Below are 17447 nucleotides of genomic sequence, written 5' to 3'. Positions count from 1 at the left end.
TACGAAAAAGAAAGAAGGCAGATGACTTGGCTACACTGAACCGCGATCAACAAATTGAAGAAATTATTAATTTGGAAGCAATTTTGAATTTACCGAAAGGAACAGAACATTTTGTCAGTGATTTACATGGTGAATTTGAAGCTTTTGACCATATTTTAAGAAATGGTTCTGGGCGAATCCGAGAAAAAGTTCAATTTTTATTTAAACAAGAATTAAATGCCCATCAGATGGACGAGCTTTGTTTTATTATCTACTATCCAGAAGAAAAATTAACACTTTTAGAAAATGAAAGCGCCCTCTCTTATGAATGGTGGCTATTAACGATTCGCCGTCTGGTTGAAATCGTCCGTTCTTCTTCGATGAAGTACACACGTTCTAAAGTTCGCAAAGCCCTTCCTGAAACCTATGGGTATATTCTCGAAGAATTGATTTATCAATATGATGAAACAACAACCAAAAACGGTTACTATCAACAAATTATTGAAAAAATTATTTTACTAGGTGAAGCCAAACGTTTCGTAACAGAATTAGCTTATCTAATCCAACGTCTGATTATCGATCACCTACATGTTATTGGGGATATCTATGACCGGGGGCCAGCACCAGATAAAATTATGGACCGATTAATGTCCTATCACTCCTTGGATATTCAACTAGGCAATCATGATATGATTTGGCTGGCTGCTTATAGTGGTTCACTGGCTTGTTTAGCCAATGTAGTACGTATTTGTGCTCGCTATGGAAATTTAGATTTGTTAGAAGAACGTTATGCTATCGATTTAACCGCCTTAAAAAAATTTAGTTTAGAAACGTATAAAGAAAATCCTGCTTTTGCACCCAAGAAAAATCCCTATCGTGCGTTAACTGAAGCTGAAAAACAAGTAGCGATGCGTGTGCAACAAGCCATTGCCATTATTCAAGAAAAACTAGAAGGCCAAATTATTGGTCGACGCCCTGATTTTAACTTGGCACATCGGCTACGCTTAGATAAGATTCAAGGGGAAACTATTACTTTTGACAAATGTCGTTATACATTAATTAACAGCTGTTTCCAAACCGTTTCTGAAGAGCAGCCTTACCAATTAACACGTGAGGAAAAACAGATAATTGATGATTTATTAACGCAATTTCAGTCTTCGCCGCGGTTAACAAAACACATGCGCTTTCTAATGGAAAAAGCCTCTCTTTACCTTGTGTATAATCAAAATTTATTGATTCATGGCTGTCTGCCTCTGAATGCGGACGGTACTTTTCAAGCTTACACATTTAAAGGCCACTCCTATTCAGGAAAAGCTTTAGTTGACTTCTTTCAGGAAATGTTAGAAGAAGCTTACGCTCAGCCTGCTAGTACAGATGACTATGCGACAGATTGTTTATGGTATCTTTGGTGTGGCGAAGGTTCCTCATTATTTGGCAAACGAGCTATGAAAACCTTCGAGCGTTATTTTCTCGCTGAAAAAGAAACACATTACGAAGAAAAGAATCCTTATTACTCTTTGCGTGATACGGTTGAAGTTTGTGAAAGAATCCTAGATGAATTTGAAGTGACTGGTGAAAATCGACATATCATTAATGGCCATACACCAGTTAAACGAACAAAAGGCGAATCGCCGATCAAAGCAAATGGCGCGCTTCTCGTAATTGACGGCGGCTTTTCAAAATCTTATCAGACAATTACTGGAATTGCTGGTTATACATTGTTGTACAACTCGTTTGGTTTACAACTGACCGCGCATAAATCTTTTTCTAGTAAAGAAACAGCCATTTTAAATAATCAAGACATTCATTCCATCAAACAAGTCATCGATCGTCCCTTACAGCGGCTATTGGTAAAAGATACCACTATCGGCAAAGAGCTATTAAAGCAATCGCAAGCACTCCAAAAACAAATGAAACAAAACCAGTAGTGCCGTTAAAAAGACGCTTGCGCTCTTATCCGAAAAATGATTAAATGGAGGAGTTGAGAAAAATATCTATTAGAGAAACGGAAAGGGTTTTACATTGAAGAAACAGCAACTCTCACTATACGGCATCATTTTCTTTCTTTGCTTTTTCCTAATTGTGGGCTTCTTCTTCTCAAGTCGTGGCGAAGATTATGCCAAAGAATCTGAACAAAAAGTTACAATTGATTCCGCCAAACATGAGAAGCATACGAAAGACAAGGAAGAAAATAATTCAGCAAATACAGTAAATACAGTATTTTTTGATAAAATAAATGACCTGCTCGTCGCTTCTGTCAAAGAATTTGAAGGAACGGTCGGGATTAGTTATTTGGATTTAGAAACTGGCGAACAGCGTTCCGTGAATGGCCAACATGAATTTTATACAGCTAGTACTATTAAAGTGCCCCTGACGATGCTAGTCGCCGACACGGTTGCTTCTGGTCAAAAAAAATGGACAGACCTGATTCCCTATAACGCCGAAGAAGATTATGAAGAAGGAACTGGGATCATTGCCTATAATATCCAACCAGAATATCCATTAAAAACGTTACAAGAATATGCCATCACCTATTCTGATAATATCGCTAAAAATATGCTCTATGACACATTGGGTGGTGATGCAAAAGCAAAACGAGAAATGTATCAGCGTTATTTGCACAAGACACCTTCGATTGAAGAGCCACAATTTTCTTCTGAAGATGCGCTTGTTATTCTACAAAAATTATATACTGAAAAAGCAACAAAACCAGATTACCAAGCGATTTATGATTCTATGAAACAAAGTGTTTTCCATGAAAGAATGGAAACTCCCACAACTCAAGGAAAAGTTGCTCATAAAATTGGTTCCTATGATGAATTTATTCATGATATGGGGATTTTAGAAACACCTCACCCCTTTGCTTTAGCAATTTTTACTAAAGGACCTGATAATGCTAAGAGTGCTGCGTTTATTGCTTCAGTGACAGATAAGTTATGGCAATTACAGGTGTCTGAATATCCTAATGATAACAGTTAAGAAAATACCCTTGGTTTATTAAGATGACTTAATAAACCAAGGGTATTTTTTTATTGTTTGTTATCATTATCCATTTGTACAGACAACAACTTCGTAAAACGTTCTGCCAACATTTGGTGGGCATCAATTTTTTTGGTTCCTTGTGCTTTTGCTGCAAAACTAGCAAAGTTTAAGCCAGCCCCAAATAGTTGTAACGCACCGTTGCCTAAATCTCCCTTTTTAAGAGCTTCAAGCCCATCTTCGATAAACTGGTTACTTTCATCTAAATGACACTCAGGAAGATATTTCACGCCGTGATGATATCGTTTTACATTCAGAATGATTTGCTTCGCGGCTTCTTCTGAAATAGCCGCTCCCAAGTTTAACAGTAGCTCATTGATTGGTTCCACCAAGCGAGCATAGTCACTTTCGTACTTTTGACAATTCAGTGCAATCGCTTTGCGGCGTTCTTCATTTTTCATTTTTTCCACTCCCTTTTTTATTAAAAACGAGCCCGAAAGCTACCAACTGGCTTCGCACTCGTTCTTTCTAACCACTAATTTTCTTTGTTCATGCTTTTAATTTTAATTAGACGTGTAATTTCGCCACGTTCATTTTCTTCTAATTTCATTTGAATGTAGTAAATTGTTTCTTCTAATTGTGGAATCGTCATATACTCTAAGGCGTTGACACGACGACGCGTTTTTTCAATTTCTTTTGATAATAATTGGCACGTCTTTTCAACATTTGCAAGTGCTAATAATTTCGGTAAAATGCTTGAAATTTTAGCAAAAGCTTGATCAAGCTCGCTGTTTGAATTCACATAGCCATAATCTAAGGGTGCTTCTTGAACAGATTCATCGTAATCAAAAATCATTTTAGGAACTGGCACACTTAAGATGTTCTGTTCAATAATTTCTAATTCAACTTTTTCGGCTGGAATTGCCACTAACTCTTCAATAAAGGCTTCGTTCAACGTTGCGTTTGCCAATACAAAATTTGATAACGCATCCGTCACTTCTTGTTCAACCTGAATACGTAACTCATTGTTTTCTTTGACTAGCGCAATAAACCGTCGCATCAATTCATCTTGTTTGTCTTTCAGCAACTTATGACCTCTCGTGGCCGTAGTTAACTGTTTTTTCAATCGGGAAAGTTCCATACGGGTTGGATTAACATTTAATCGAGCCATTTTTCTACTTCCCTTCAGTTAAATATTGATCGAGCATATCCTCTTTAATTCGTTTTAGTTCTGTTCTCGGTAGCATACTTAATAGTTCCCACCCAAGATCTAACGTTTCTTCAATCGAACGGTTTGTATCGAATCCTTGGTTGACATATTCTTCTTCAAAACGTTGGGCAAAAGCTGCGTAAATTTTATCGACATCAGAAAGAGCTGATTCTCCTAAAATGACAGCTAATTCTTTGGCTTGTTTCCCTTGTGCATAGGCTGAGAACAATTGATTCATCGTCGCTGCGTGATCCCCGCGCGTTTTGCCTTCGCCAGTTCCTTTGTCTTTAAGACGGGAAAGTGATGGCAATACATCAATTGGTGGTTGGATACCGCTCTTATATAGTTCCCGGGACAAGATAATTTGCCCTTCCGTAATATAGCCAGTTAAATCGGGAATTGGATGTGTTTTATCCTCCTCTGGCATTGTTAAAATAGGAATCTGTGTTACGGAACCTTTTGAGCCACGAATTCGGCCTGCCCGTTCATACAACGTTGCTAAGTTCGTGTAAAGATAACCTGGGTAACCACGACGTCCTGGAACTTCACGGCGTGCTGCTGAAATTTCTCGCAACGCTTCGCAATAATTGGTCATATCCGTCATGATAACTAAGACATGCATGCCCTTTTCATAAGCTAAATATTCAGCGGCTGTCAAAGCCATTCTAGGTGTTGCAATCCGTTCAATGGCTGGATCATTCGCTAAGTTCATAAACAAGACTGAACGATCAATTGCGCCTGTTTGACGGAAATCTTCCATAAAATATTCCGCTTCTTCAAAGGTAATCCCAATGGCCGCAAAAACTACGGCAAATTCTTCTTCACTATTTAACACGTTGGCTTGTCTGGCAATTTGCGCCGCTAATTCTTTATGAGGTAAGCCAGAAGCTGAAAAAACAGGTAATTTTTGACCACGAACTAAGGTATTTAAATGGTCAATCGCTGAAATCCCTGTTTGGATGAACTCATCGGGATAATCACGAGCAACTGGATTGATAACTTCGCCGTTAATATCTAATTTTTTCTCAGGTAATAATTCTGGTCCATTATCTTTTAAGCGACCTAAGCCGTCAAAAACGCGCCCCATCATATCTGGCGAAACCCCTAATTCTAAAGGATGTCCCAGAAAGCGAACTTTTGAATCACGAATATTGATGTTACTCGTTCCTTCAAAAATTTGGACCATCGCTTTATCTCCATTGATTTCTAAAACTTGCCCTTGGCGAATTTCGCCATTTTGCATGCGTACTTCAATTAATTCTTCGTACTTTACGCCTGCCACTTTTTCAACAATCATCAGAGGACCAACGACTTCATTGATTGTGCGATATTCTTTAATCATTCGTCATTCCTCCTTCAGCAATGATTTCTTTTATCGTTGTTTTAATTTCTGCTTGTAAACGATCCAATTTTTCTAATTCTTCTTCTGGTAAATACTTGCTACGAGCAATGCGATCGCGGATTTCAACTGTTCCCGCCATTAACTCAGAGAAATAAGTGCCTAAACTTAAGGCTTTTTGACCTTCTTCACCAAAAGTTAGAATCAATTGCAACATTTTCGCTTGTTTGGTTCGAGAAGTGAACGTATCCACGTCATCAAAAGCATTTTGTTGCAAATAGTCTTCCCGTAATGATTTGGCTGTTTCCAACGTTAAACGGTCTTTATCCGACAAGGAATCAATCCCAACCAAGCGAACAATTTCTTCCAGTTGAGATTCCTCTTGTAAAATCCGCATCCCTTCAGCTACCATAGCGGCCCAGTTTCCTTGCAATTCCAAGTCTAAATATTGCCCTACTTCTGTGGAGTAAAGAGAATAACTTTGCAACCAGTTAATAGAAGGAAAATGACGTTTTTGTGCTAATTGAGAATCTAAGCCCCAGAATACTTTAACAACGCGTAACGTATTTTGTGTGACAGGTTCTGATATGTCCCCACCAGATGGCGAAACCGCACTAATCGCCGTAATGCTTCCTTCACGATGATCTTTTCCTAACGCGATGACTTGTCCTGCTCGTTCATAATATTCAGCTAAGCGACTACCTAAATAGGCTGGATAGCCTTCATCACCAGGCATTTCTTCTAACCGACCACTCATTTCTCGTAACGCTTCTGCCCAACGAGAAGTAGAATCCGCCATAATTGCGACTGAGTAACCCATATCACGGAAATATTCTGCAATGGTAATCCCTGTATAAATCGAGGCTTCCCGTGCCGCTACCGGCATATTTGACGTATTCGCAATTAAAATCGTCCGATTCATCAAAGACTCACCAGTTGTTGGATCAATTAATTCTGGAAATTCATTTAAAACATCTGTCATTTCATTCCCGCGTTCCCCACAACCAACGTAAACGACTAAGTCGACATCGGCCCACTTGGCAATTTGGTGCTGAACGACTGTTTTTCCAGCGCCAAATGGTCCTGGAACTGCTGCCGCTCCGCCTTTCGTAATTGGGAAAAAGGTATCAATTACGCGTTGTCCGGTCACCATCGGTACTTTGGGACTTAGTTTTTCTAAAATGGGACGTCCCCGCCGAACGGGCCATTTTTGCATCATGCTAAAACTTTCCGTTCCTTTAGCCGTTTCCACTGAGTAAACTGTTTCATCAATGGCAAAGTCACCTGCTTTAATTTCGGCAATCGTTCCTGAAACGCCGAAAGGCACCATAATTTTATGTTGAATAATCGGTGTTTCTTGAACCACACCGACGATGTCACCTGCCGACACTTCTTCACCAACTGCCACAGTCGGTTCAAACGTCCATTTTTTCTCACGATCTAATGCATCAATTTTAACGCCACGGCCTAAAAAGTTACTGTGGGTTACTTCTTGAAATGTATCCAATGGTCGTTGAATACCATCAAACATTTCGGCAATTAAACCTGGGGCTAATTCAACAGATAATGGTTCTCCTGTTGAAATAACTGGTTCTCCTGGTCCAATGCCTGTTGTTTCTTCATATACTTGAATCGAAGCGACGTCGCCTCGCATTTCAATAATCTCTCCGATAACGCCTAAATCTCCTACATGACAAATGTCTTGGATACTAGCATCTGACATGTTTTCAGCTAAAATCAAAGGACCTGAAACTTTGACAATTTTTCCAATTTGCACGCTCATTCTCCTTTGCATTATAAAATATTTTGTCCAATTGCTTTTTCAACATTTTTTTCAATCTCACTTAAACCGATTCCGATTGTACCATTATGACTTGGGATTAAAATAATCGCTGGTGTCACTTGTTCTTTGTATCGTTCAATCGTTTCTTCTGCTAAAGTAGAGGCTTCTTCCGTTATGAAAATGACCCCAAACTTATTTTTTGCCATAGTTTCAATGGCTTCTCTAACTTGCATTTCTGAAATGGCATGATGGACCTCAAAGCCAAACAGTTTAAATGGTAAGATTGAATTTTTGTCTCCAATGACACCAATTTTATACCCCATTGACTTTTCGCATCCTTTCTCGAATTTTTTCATTTGAAAACCCACTATGTTTTCCGACCAAAATTAAACGTAGATTTTTCCATTCAACCTCTTTCGCATTCAAAAAGGCTAGTAATGGGAGCGGCCCAAAAGCAACCGTCCGACCGTTTTCATACATTGAGGTCAGGTAATCATCTTTGAGTTTTTCAAAAGCCAATAAATTTAATTCATTGGTTTCTTTATTGATAATCTTTTCTAATAGTTGTCCGTAATTCGTTGTTCTGACAAATGCTGTAAATTCTACAAGTGACTTTTCCGCATAGGTCAACAGCTCTTTCTTTGAGAGACTGCCAGCGCTAGAAAGCACGGTTGATAAAAAGTTACTGTTTTGATGTTGAACAATCCCTCTAGCCATCGTTGATAGATTGGTTAAATCAATAAAAGCGATGACTTCCTTCGTTAACTCTTCATAGCCCAATTCATCCGCCAATTTTCGTTGTTGCTTTAAAAATGCTCGATCATAAAGGATATCAATTGCTTGCGGCAAACCGCCCTCTTCCAGATAGGCAAAAACATCACGGATCACTTCTAATAATGCTGGCTCAAGTTCGGAAGAGTTTTTTGTATGAATGGCACTTTTGACTGTGTTTAGAGAATAACGACCATCTTCTAAATAAAGATAATCAAAATCTTTACCTGTTCGCTCAGCTTTCGTCAAAATTTTCAAGTTATGGAAGGTAAAACGCATCGTATACAACGTTACTACAGCTGGTTCTGGAGCAATTTCATATAACCAGCGATAAAGACTTCCCAGCGCTTCAGAAGAATGGTAGTCAAATTTTTCTTCAAAAGTTTCGGTTAAATAAGGTTGATAAACCGTACTTTTTAACATATTTTTAACGTCTTCAACTGTTTCCGCTTCTAAAAGTTGTTGAAACTGTTGCTCAGAAAGCAGCTCCGTTTCTTTTAAACGAATCAGCGGATTAATTTGATGATACGTTGGTTTTCTCATGCTACGTCCTCCCTTCTTAACTGAAAAGTTTTTCTGCTACTTTAAAGCCTTCTGTTTTTTGAATCTCTTCAACTAATGCTGAAAAGAGAAAATTATAATCCAAACCGTCTTTTGCAACGATAAAGCCACTTTCTTTTGGGACAACTTCCTCTGAAAGCTCCCATTGAACAGTAGCATCAGAAAGGGCGGTCAGCCATTCTTGCGTCACTTTCGTTTGAGAATACTCGCCTAAAAGAATGGTTGCTTTTCCTGTTAATTCAAGTGAACCTAATTGTGCTTTCATGAATTCTTGAAATTCTTCCGCTGACCATTCACTCATCTTTAAGACCACTTCGTCAAATAATTGATTAAGATATGCTTGTTTTTTATTTAATGCATCCTGACGAATTTCTAGTGTTTGCCGTTGTTGGCGTTGTTTAAATTCTTTTAATAATTGTTGTTGTCGTTTTTCTATTTCATGTTCTTGCTTCAGCAAAATTTCTTGTTGTGCTGCTTGGAATTCTTGATCGATGCGCGTTTGTTCACTGGTGACATAGGCTTCGACTTCTTGCTTTCCTTGTTGCTTAATTTCACTGATGATTTTTTCAATGGCATCCATCCATCTGCCTCCTCAATTATTTGACGTTCAATACAAGTAAGAAGGAAATTACGAACCCTAAGATGGCATAAGTTTCAACCATGGCAGCATAGATAATTCCTTTTGTTGCATGTTCTGGTTTCTTCGCTAAAATTTGGATCCCCGCAGCGGCTACACGACCTTGGGCAATCCCAGAGAACAATCCTGCAAAAGCAATTGGTAAAGCTGCTACAAAATAGTTCAATCCTTGAACCATACTCATATCGTTTCCTAAGTTAATATAAATTAAGAAAGCAATAACGAAACCGTATAGTCCTTGTGTACCTGGTAATAACTGTAAAATTAACGCTTGACCAAATTTTTCTGGCTGCTCCGTCGTTAAAGCTGCTGCTGCTTCCCCAGTAAAGCCAACCCCTTTGGCTGATCCAATCCCAGCAAAAATTGTCGCCATCGCCATTCCTAATACTGCAAAAACAATTCCACCATTATTATTAATTAAGTAATCCATCATCTCTATTTTCCTCCAATAAATAATTTTCTATTTTTTCTCAACATTGACATACTTTTCTTTTGTTTTTAGCGGATTAAACGCCCGGCCACCGCCTGTGTAAAATTTTCCAAAGAACTCAACATATTGCAAACGTGCGCCATGAACATAAGCACCTAATAACGATAAGAATATGTTTAACGCATGTAAAACAATTAACAGCAAGATGCCCACGCTAAAACGGGCAACTGGCGGCATGAACTCTACGAGCATATTAAACGCTGAAGCAATACTTCCCCCAGCAATTCCTAACGCCATCAAACGTGTATAACTAACTAAATCACCGACATAACCTGTCACACCGTATAGTCCATACAGTCCTTTGGCTAAGCCTTTTAATTTGGCCTTCGATTGAATCATTGGAATCACAATAATTGCAATGGCAGAAAGGCTAGCTAAAATCGCACCTGCTGTAAATAAACCTTCATTTTTAACCACTAATTTACCAACGACTAACAATGCTAAACCAAACAAAATCCCTAACCAAGCGTAACTTTCGTTAATACTATCTAAATAGCGCTTTTGTTTTGATAACTGAATCCCATTAATCATTAAACCGACAACCAATTGGATAAACCCAAAAATAACCGATAAAATTAGAATCGTATTTACATCTTCGGTCGTTGATAAAATCGGAAATGGTGATTTGATTCCAAACATTGTTGGCGGTAATGCTGCACCGAAAAACGAACCGTAAATGAAGCCCCAAATAATTGTTGGAAATGATAAAATCAAGAAAAAGTCGGCAAAACGCTTCATGCCTCTCGGTAAAACAAATGCTTTCAACGCAATAATAGACAAGAGTAGCATCAGTAAGCCATAGCCAATATCCGCTACCATCATGCCAAAAAAGACTAGATAAAACGGCATCATCGCAGGTGTCGGATCAACTTCTTCATATTTTGGTAAGCTATACATCTCTGTTAACATTTCAAACGGCTGCACCAATTTATTATTCGCTAGTTTAACTGGTATATCCGTCTCAATTTCCGCCTTCGTAGGATTTTCAAAAGTAAGAGCTATTTCGTCCTTAGGAACTTTTTCTTCAATCGCTGTCAAAATCTCGGCTTTTTCTTCGACTGGAATCCACGTTTGCAAGATGAAAAATGATGAAGCATTTAACAAATGTTGACGTGCTTGTTCTCTTTGGATAACCGCCAATAAGACTTCTTCAGCCAAGCAAAACGTTTCATAGAAATCATGATAAGAAGCCAGTTGTTGCTTTAAGGCTTTTTCTTCTTTTTGTAAAATTTCATATCGTTCTTTGACTTGTTGATATGCCTCTTTAGGCGGAACATCATAACGGTATTGGAGTGGTTCAAAGCTATATTGGTTTAATAACTCGGTTACACTCTGCTGATGTTCCTTCAGGTAAACGAGTGTAAAGTAACTATGATGCATACTTTGATAAATTTCTTCAAAATAAACCGTTGGCCATTGAGACAAAGCGCTCAAGAAACTGGCTTTATTGGCTAGATTTATCGAACCATGAACGACATAACTACTTTTTAACTGTTGTTTATGCGGTAAAATATCCAGATATTGCCAGCGGCCTAATAATTCTTCTTCGGCTTCTAATCCTTGACGATCCGTTTGAATTTGTTTCAAAGATTCTTGAATATTCTTTAATTCCGTCAAATAGCTTTGTAATGTTTCTTCATCAAAGGTTTGTTCCAACTCTTCTAAGGTATAGACTTTTCTTTTTATCTTTAAGCCTTTTCCTGAAGAGCGTGTCAAAAATAAAAGAAGCTCTTGCAATTGTTGTAGCATCGTTTCATATTTACGTAGCTGTTCAGTTGACTGTTCTGCTTGTAAAAAAGAATATTGACTCTTTAAGGCTTGTTCTTCTTCAGGCGAATGAAAAATCCGTTTTACTTCGACAATTTGCAAGCCTTGAATGGCTTGTAGAATTGCTGCTTCTTTTTCGGCAGCGGCAATTATTGTCATTTTTTCCATTTTACTAACTGCCATAAACGTCTTTCACCCTCTCAATAATTGAATCAATGACTTGTTCTTTGTTCGCTTCATAACGTTCGTGAAGCGCTTGTTCAGTGCGCTTTGTTTCATCTAAAAGTTGTTCTTTTTCAAGTTGTAACATCTTTTCTTGCGTTGCTAGTGAATCCGTCAGCACTTTTTCAACAGCTTCTTCACTCTCTTGACGTAGTTCAGCTAAACGTTCTTGCTTCTGTTCTTCATATAAACGACAATTCATCTTAGCTTGTTGCCGATGCTCTTCCACCGCATCTTCCGCTGCCTTGATTTGCTCTAGTACTTCTTGTACCATTGTCTCCACCTCCTTAGTTTTTACACCTTTAGCATATAAGAAAAAGGACTAGCGAAATAGAGATACGCTCAGCCCTTTTGTTTTAGGTATGCAAAAAGGCGCAAACTCAAAAATTGTTCTTCTCACCCCTTGAAGAACTGAATCCTTGAAGCTTTCGCCCAACCATTCTTTATTCAATACTCTACCATCTTAGCAAAGTTTTTCGCAAAATTCAATACTTACCCAAATGAATTAAAATAACAAATTTTCACTTTTATAATAGGTAATAAAAAGGCATTATTTTTTTCGCTTTATAATTATTGATCTTGAATTTTTTTCACATAAATGTGCTATACTTACGTAAACAATTAAATTTATTTGGAGGGATCTCTGATGAATATACGATATATTTCAATCTCTGGTAATACGCGCTCATTTGTTCAACGTTTAACAACTTATGCTGAAGAGCAACATCAGCAAAACGAAAAAAATCCTACGATTACTTTCAAAGAAATTTCGGAAAATTCTCCGTTAGAAGTAGAAACAGAACCATTTTTTACCTTTGTGCCTACCTATTTAGATGGTGGCGATGGCATCAACAACGGCAATACCGAAATTTTAACAGAAGTCATGCGAGAATATCTTGCTTTTGAAAATAATTATCGTTATTGCTCTGGCGTGGTGGGCAGCGGCAATAAAAACTTTAACCACCAATACTGCCTGACAGCTAAACAGTATGCGGAACAATTTAACTTCCCCTTCTTAGCTGACTATGAATTAAGAGGTACCCAAGCGGATATTGAACGAATTTATGCTATTTTAAAGGAAAACCAATAAGCAAGTTTCATTACTAAAAAGCTCACCTATGATAGACTACATTTTGAGGTGAAGAAAAATGAGAAATACATGGTTAGCAGAACAACTTCAGTCAATCAGCGAAGAAACAAATTCTTTTATTATCGAGGAAACCATCAAATATATTGAGCAATTAGAAGATGATAATGAAAGTCTTCAAGTTGCATTGGAAGGAACCATTTGGAGTCCTAAAAAATGGAACGAACCATTGGAAAAATAATTTAAACAGAAGAAAAGAGCCAGAAACGTAAGTGTTTCTGGCTCTTTTCTTCTGTTATTTACAAATTATAGACGTGCATTTAAATCTTTTGCTAATTCTTCAAAACCTGGTTTACCTAATAAAGCGAACATGTTGCGTTTGTAAGCTTCAACACCTGGTTGATCAAATGGATTAACCCCATTTAAGTAACCTGAGATGCCCACCGCAATTTCAAAGAAGTACATAACATAACCTAATGAATAAGCATCCATTGTTGGCACTTTAACGATCATGTTTGGCACACCACCATCTGTGTGAGCAAGCAACGTACCTTCGAACGCTTTTGTATTGACGAAGTCAATTTCTTTTCCTTGTAAATAGCCTAGGCCATCTAAGTCTTCATTTTGTTCTGGAATTGAAATGCTATGGCGTGGATTTTCAATTTTAACCACTGTTTCAAATAAGTTACGCATACCCTCTTGAACATATTGACCCATAGAATGTAAGTCAGTTGAAAAGTCTGCGGCTGCTGGGAAAATACCTTTGCCATCTTTTCCTTCTGATTCACCGTATAATTGTTTCCACCATTCAGAGAAATAGTGCATGCCAGGCTCATAGTTAATTAACATTTCAGTTGTTTTGCCTTTACGATATAAAATGTTACGTAACGCAGCATATTGATAGGCTTGGTTTTCTTTTAAGTCGCTCGTTGCGCCGTATTCTTTACGTGCATCATTTGCACCTTCCATTAAACGATCAATATCCGCACCGCTAACAGCGATTGGTAAAAGACCTACTGGCGTTAAAACAGTGAAACGGCCGCCCACATCATCAGGAATCACAAATGTTTCCCAACCTTCCGCATCAGCTTCAACTTTTACTGCTCCTTTAGCACGGTCAGTTGTCGCATAAATACGTTTATTGGCTTCTTCTTTGCCATATTTATTAATTAATAACTCTTTAAAGACGCGGAAAGCAATCGCTGGTTCTGTCGTAGTTCCAGATTTTGAAATAACGTTCACAGAAAAATCACGATCACCAATCACATTGATTAAATCAGCTAAATAAGTTGAGCTGATGCTATTTCCAGCAAAGAAGATTTGTGGCGCTTTCCGTTCTTCTTTGGATAATAGATTATTAAATGAATGTGTCAAAAATTCAATTGCTGCACGGGCACCTAAATATGAACCACCGATACCAATGACTACTAATACCTCAGAGTCAGATTGAATTTTTGCTGCTGCTTTTTTAATGCGCGCGAATTCTTCTTTGTCATAGTTTTCTGGTAAATCAATCCAGCCAGTAAAATCATTACCAGCTCCTGTACCTTCACGTAATGCTTTGTCCACTGCAGTGACTTGTGTTTGCATGTATTCCAATTCATGGTCAGCAACAAATGGTGCTAATTTGGAATAATCTAATTGAATGTGTGACATTCCTTTTCCTCCTCGAAAGTAAACTTACTACATGTATACTTTACGTGTTTTTAGACATTTTTTCAAGCAAATTCTTTTGGATAGACCAATTGTTTAATTTTAACTATTTAATTAGAGATATTTATTCTCTTAATCAAACAAACCAAGAAAAAATGCTAGGAAATCCTAGCATTTTTTGTTATTAAACGAGTCCTTGACTTAGCATCGCTGCCGCTACTTTTTCAAAGCCAGCAATATTCGCACCTAAAACAAAGTTATCTCGTGCCTGATATTCGTTAGCCGTATCACGACAAGTCTCATAAATGTTTTGCATAATTTGATCTAGCATACCGTCAACTTTTTCAAAGGACCAAGCTAAACGTTCAGCATTTTGGCTCATCTCTAATGCAGAAACCGCAACACCACCTGCATTAGCGGCTTTGCCTGGACAATAAATTACAGCTGATTTAGCAAAAACGGCGACTGCTTCTAGTGTACAAGGCATATTTGCGCCTTCTGCCACGACTTTCACTCCATTTTTCACTAAAATAGCGGCTTGCTTTTCGTTGATTTCATTTTGTGTTGCACATGGTAACGCAATGTCATACGCTGTTTCGAAATCCCAAACAGATTCTTTATCATAATAAGTTGCGCCTTTACGTGTTTCAACATATTTTGAAATGCGTTCACGATTTTTTTCTTTTAGTTCTTTTACTAACGCCACATCAATTCCTTCTGGATCATAGACAAAACCAGACGAATCGGAACATGTGATTACTGTGGCGCCTAGCTCAGTTGCTTTTTCCATGGCATAAATTGCGACATTCCCGCTACCAGAAACAGCAACTTTTTTGCCTTCAAACGTATCGTTTTTATCTGCTAATAAATGTTTAACAAAATAAACCGTTCCATAACCCGTCGCTTCTGTTCTTGCTTGGCTTCCCCAGTATCCTAAAGGTTTTCCAGTCAACACTCCTGCATCATAGTTGCGCAAGCGTTTATACATGCCAAACAAATAACCAATTTCACGAGCGCCTACGCCAATATCGCCTGCTGGAACATCTGTACTTGGACCAATATGTTTTTGAAGTTCGGTCATGAAACTTTGACAAAAGCGCATCACTTCAGCATCTGACTTACCTTTTGGATCAAAATCACTACCGCCTTTGCCGCCACCGATTGGCAAACCAGTTAAACTATTTTTAAAAATTTGTTCAAAGGCCAAAAACTTCATCACACTTAAATTCACACTTGGATGAAACCGCAAACCACCTTTGTATGGTCCAATCGCTGAATTATATTGGACACGATAGCCTCTGTTCACATGCCAATTGCCCTGGTCATCTTGCCACGGCACACGAAATTGAAAAATACGTTCAGGTTCAATCAAGACACCTAAAACATTTGCTTCAATGTATTGAGGATTTTTTTCTAAAAAACCTTCTACGGTTGGTAAAAACTCATCGACTGCTTGTAAATATTCTGTTTGACCTTGGTCTAATTGGTGAATCTTTTCTTGAATATTTTTAACATATTTTTTTGCGTCCATTTAATCATCCTCTCATTGTTATAGGTTTATTTTAACTGAAAATTCAAAAATTACCATAGTCAAACGTTTATTTTTTCCTTAAATCCAGAAAAAATCCTGTAATTATGGTACACTACCTATTGAATTGGAGGAGAACTATGAAGAAATTTGATGTAATTATTGTCGGTGCTGGGACGAGTGGTATGATGGCCACGATTGCGGCCGCAGAAGCTGGTGCTCAAGTATTATTGATTGAAAAAAATCGCCGTGTTGGGAAAAAATTATTAATGACTGGTGGCGGCCGCTGTAATGTAACCAATAATCGGCCCGCAGAAGAAATCATTTCATTTATTCCTGGGAATGGAAAATTTTTATACAGCGCATTTTCACAATTTGATAACTATGATATCATGAACTTTTTTGAATCCAATGGTATTCACTTAAAAGAAGAAGATCACGGACGCATGTTCCCTGTTACAGATAAATCGAAGTCAATTGTTGATGCGCTATTTAACCGCATTAACGAATTAGGAGTCACTGTTTTTACAAAAACACAGGTCACAAAATTACTACGAAAAGACGATCAAATAATTGGCGTTGAAACCGAACTGGAAAAAATTTATGCACCGTGTGTTGTATTAACAACTGGCGGCCGCACTTATCCTTCCACAGGAGCAACTGGTGATGGCTATAAACTAGCCAAAAAAATGGGGCATACCATCAGCCCGCTCTACCCTACCGAATCGCCTATTATTTCTGAAGAACCTTTTATCCTTGATAAAACGTTGCAAGGTCTCTCTTTACAAGATATTAATTTAACTGTTTTGAACCAAAAAGGAAAACCTTTAGTTAATCATCAAATGGATATGCTGTTTACACATTTTGGCATTTCAGGACCTGCCGCGCTCCGCTGTTCTAGTTTTATTAACCAAGAGTTAACTCGCAACGGCAATCAACCTGTCACGGTAGCCTTGGATGTGTTTCCGACAAAATCTTTTGAAGAAGTGCTGAAAAATGTTGATTACATGATTGAGGAACAGCCAAATAAAGTGGCAAAAAATGCCTTTCATTCTTTAATACCAGAACGTCTGCTTACTTTTTATCTAGAGAAACTAGCAATTGAAGAAGTGCCTGCCAAACAACTAACAGAAAAGCAACGTCTTTCCTTTGTGGAACTACTGAAAGACTTTCAGTTCACTGTTACGAAAACATTGCCTTTGGAAAAATCTTTTGTCACAGGCGGTGGGATTTCCCTCAAAGAAGTGACCCCTAAAACAATGGAGAGCAAATTAGTCAATGGTTTATTTTTTGCTGGTGAACTTTTAGATATTAATGGCTATACTGGAGGCTACAATGTTACAGCTGCATTTGTCACTGGACATGTTGCTGGCTCCCATGCCGCAGAAATTGCAGAATACACCTATTTACCAATTGAAGAAGTCTAAACAAAAAGTCGCTA

The 17447-nt window shown here is 38.0% G+C and carries 17 protein-coding genes and 1 other annotated feature; of the genes, 5 read left to right on the top strand and 12 right to left on the bottom strand.

Features of this window, described 5'->3' with window-relative positions; translation table 11 throughout:
- Window positions 1-26: 26 nt before the first annotated feature.
- The gene (locus IGJ37_RS06025; RefSeq protein WP_252671044.1) at window positions 27-1907 is read left to right on the top strand and encodes a fructose-1,6-bisphosphatase; all 1881 of its coding nucleotides are present in this window, start codon (window positions 27-29) and stop codon (window positions 1905-1907) included.
- Between the two features lie 154 nt (window positions 1908-2061).
- Window positions 2062-2958: a serine hydrolase gene (locus IGJ37_RS06020; protein WP_252671410.1), complete on the top strand. Its 897-nt coding sequence runs from the start codon at window positions 2062-2064 to the stop codon at window positions 2956-2958.
- A gap of 50 nt (window positions 2959-3008) precedes the next feature.
- Here IGJ37_RS06020 and IGJ37_RS06015 read toward each other — a convergent pair whose 3' ends face one another.
- The 10 genes from IGJ37_RS06015 to IGJ37_RS05970 all read right to left on the bottom strand — a co-directional run bounded on the left by IGJ37_RS06015 (window position 3009) and on the right by IGJ37_RS05970 (window position 12012).
- Complete coding sequence (locus tag IGJ37_RS06015; protein ID WP_002388088.1) at window positions 3009-3419, bottom strand: hypothetical protein; 411 nt, start codon at window positions 3417-3419, stop codon at window positions 3009-3011.
- Between the two features lie 74 nt (window positions 3420-3493).
- Window positions 3494-4129, bottom strand: a complete 636-nt coding sequence (locus tag IGJ37_RS06010; RefSeq protein WP_002357673.1) for a V-type ATP synthase subunit D — start codon at window positions 4127-4129, stop codon at window positions 3494-3496.
- 4 nt (window positions 4130-4133) lie between these two features.
- Entirely contained in the window at window positions 4134-5510 is a 1377-nt protein-coding gene (locus tag IGJ37_RS06005; protein ID WP_002357674.1) for a V-type ATP synthase subunit B, read from the bottom strand.
- Window positions 5503-7284 carry a V-type ATP synthase subunit A gene (locus tag IGJ37_RS06000; protein ID WP_002371187.1) on the bottom strand — a complete coding sequence of 594 codons (1782 nt, stop codon included), beginning with the start codon at window positions 7282-7284 and terminating at the stop codon, window positions 5503-5505. The genes IGJ37_RS06005 and IGJ37_RS06000 overlap by 8 nt, the downstream gene beginning before the upstream one ends.
- A 17-nt stretch (window positions 7285-7301) precedes the next feature.
- Complete coding sequence (locus IGJ37_RS05995; protein ID WP_002357676.1) at window positions 7302-7613, bottom strand: V-type ATP synthase subunit F; 312 nt, start codon at window positions 7611-7613, stop codon at window positions 7302-7304.
- Window positions 7603-8604 carry a V-type ATPase subunit gene (locus IGJ37_RS05990; protein ID WP_174119002.1) on the bottom strand — a complete coding sequence of 334 codons (1002 nt, stop codon included), beginning with the start codon at window positions 8602-8604 and terminating at the stop codon, window positions 7603-7605. Before IGJ37_RS05990 ends, IGJ37_RS05995 begins: the two co-directional genes overlap by 11 nt.
- A 16-nt stretch (window positions 8605-8620) precedes the next feature.
- The gene (locus IGJ37_RS05985; protein WP_002357678.1) at window positions 8621-9202 is read right to left on the bottom strand and encodes a V-type ATP synthase subunit E; all 582 of its coding nucleotides are present in this window, start codon (window positions 9200-9202) and stop codon (window positions 8621-8623) included.
- 16 nt (window positions 9203-9218) lie between these two features.
- Window positions 9219-9692: a V-type ATP synthase subunit K gene (locus tag IGJ37_RS05980; protein ID WP_002363905.1), complete on the bottom strand. Its 474-nt coding sequence runs from the start codon at window positions 9690-9692 to the stop codon at window positions 9219-9221.
- A 27-nt stretch (window positions 9693-9719) separates the two neighbouring features.
- Window positions 9720-11699 carry a V-type ATP synthase subunit I gene (locus IGJ37_RS05975; RefSeq protein ID WP_002394429.1) on the bottom strand — a complete coding sequence of 660 codons (1980 nt, stop codon included), beginning with the start codon at window positions 11697-11699 and terminating at the stop codon, window positions 9720-9722.
- Complete coding sequence (locus IGJ37_RS05970) at window positions 11689-12012, bottom strand: V-type ATPase subunit F (protein ID WP_002381927.1); 324 nt, start codon at window positions 12010-12012, stop codon at window positions 11689-11691. Before IGJ37_RS05970 ends, IGJ37_RS05975 begins: the two co-directional genes overlap by 11 nt.
- A 116-nt stretch (window positions 12013-12128) precedes the next feature.
- Window positions 12129-12176, bottom strand: a sequence feature (sodium ion sensor (DUF1646 type); this cis-regulatory element may regulate processes involved in with the transportation of sodium ions).
- A 208-nt stretch (window positions 12177-12384) separates the two neighbouring features.
- Between IGJ37_RS05970 and nrdI the strand changes: the two genes are divergently transcribed.
- Together nrdI and IGJ37_RS05960 are read left to right on the top strand one after the other, a co-directional pair.
- Window positions 12385-12828, top strand: a complete 444-nt coding sequence (nrdI, locus tag IGJ37_RS05965) for a class Ib ribonucleoside-diphosphate reductase assembly flavoprotein NrdI (protein ID WP_002389303.1) — start codon at window positions 12385-12387, stop codon at window positions 12826-12828.
- Between the two features lie 58 nt (window positions 12829-12886).
- Entirely contained in the window at window positions 12887-13066 is a 180-nt protein-coding gene (locus IGJ37_RS05960; RefSeq protein WP_002410696.1) for a hypothetical protein, read from the top strand.
- A 65-nt stretch (window positions 13067-13131) separates the two neighbouring features.
- Here the strand turns inward: IGJ37_RS05960 and IGJ37_RS05955 are convergent, their stop codons facing one another.
- Both IGJ37_RS05955 and gdhA read right to left on the bottom strand, forming a co-directional pair.
- A complete protein-coding gene (locus tag IGJ37_RS05955) occupies window positions 13132-14481 on the bottom strand; it encodes a glucose-6-phosphate isomerase (RefSeq protein ID WP_002357685.1) in 1350 nt (449 codons plus the stop codon).
- A 181-nt stretch (window positions 14482-14662) separates the two neighbouring features.
- Window positions 14663-16009, bottom strand: a complete 1347-nt coding sequence (gene gdhA / locus IGJ37_RS05950) for an NADP-specific glutamate dehydrogenase (RefSeq protein ID WP_430598991.1) — start codon at window positions 16007-16009, stop codon at window positions 14663-14665.
- 137 nt (window positions 16010-16146) lie between these two features.
- Here gdhA and IGJ37_RS05945 point away from each other — a divergent pair, with 137 nt between their 5' ends.
- Entirely contained in the window at window positions 16147-17433 is a 1287-nt protein-coding gene (locus IGJ37_RS05945) for an NAD(P)/FAD-dependent oxidoreductase (protein ID WP_002361770.1), read from the top strand.
- Window positions 17434-17447: the final 14 nt, after the last annotated feature.

The sequence above is a fragment of the Enterococcus sp. AZ104 genome (genome assembly GCF_050546705.1).
Lineage (GTDB): Bacteria > Bacillota > Bacilli > Lactobacillales > Enterococcaceae > Enterococcus > Enterococcus faecalis.
Note: the sequence above shows the minus strand (reverse complement) of the source record. Positions and strands in the feature narration are given on the sequence as shown.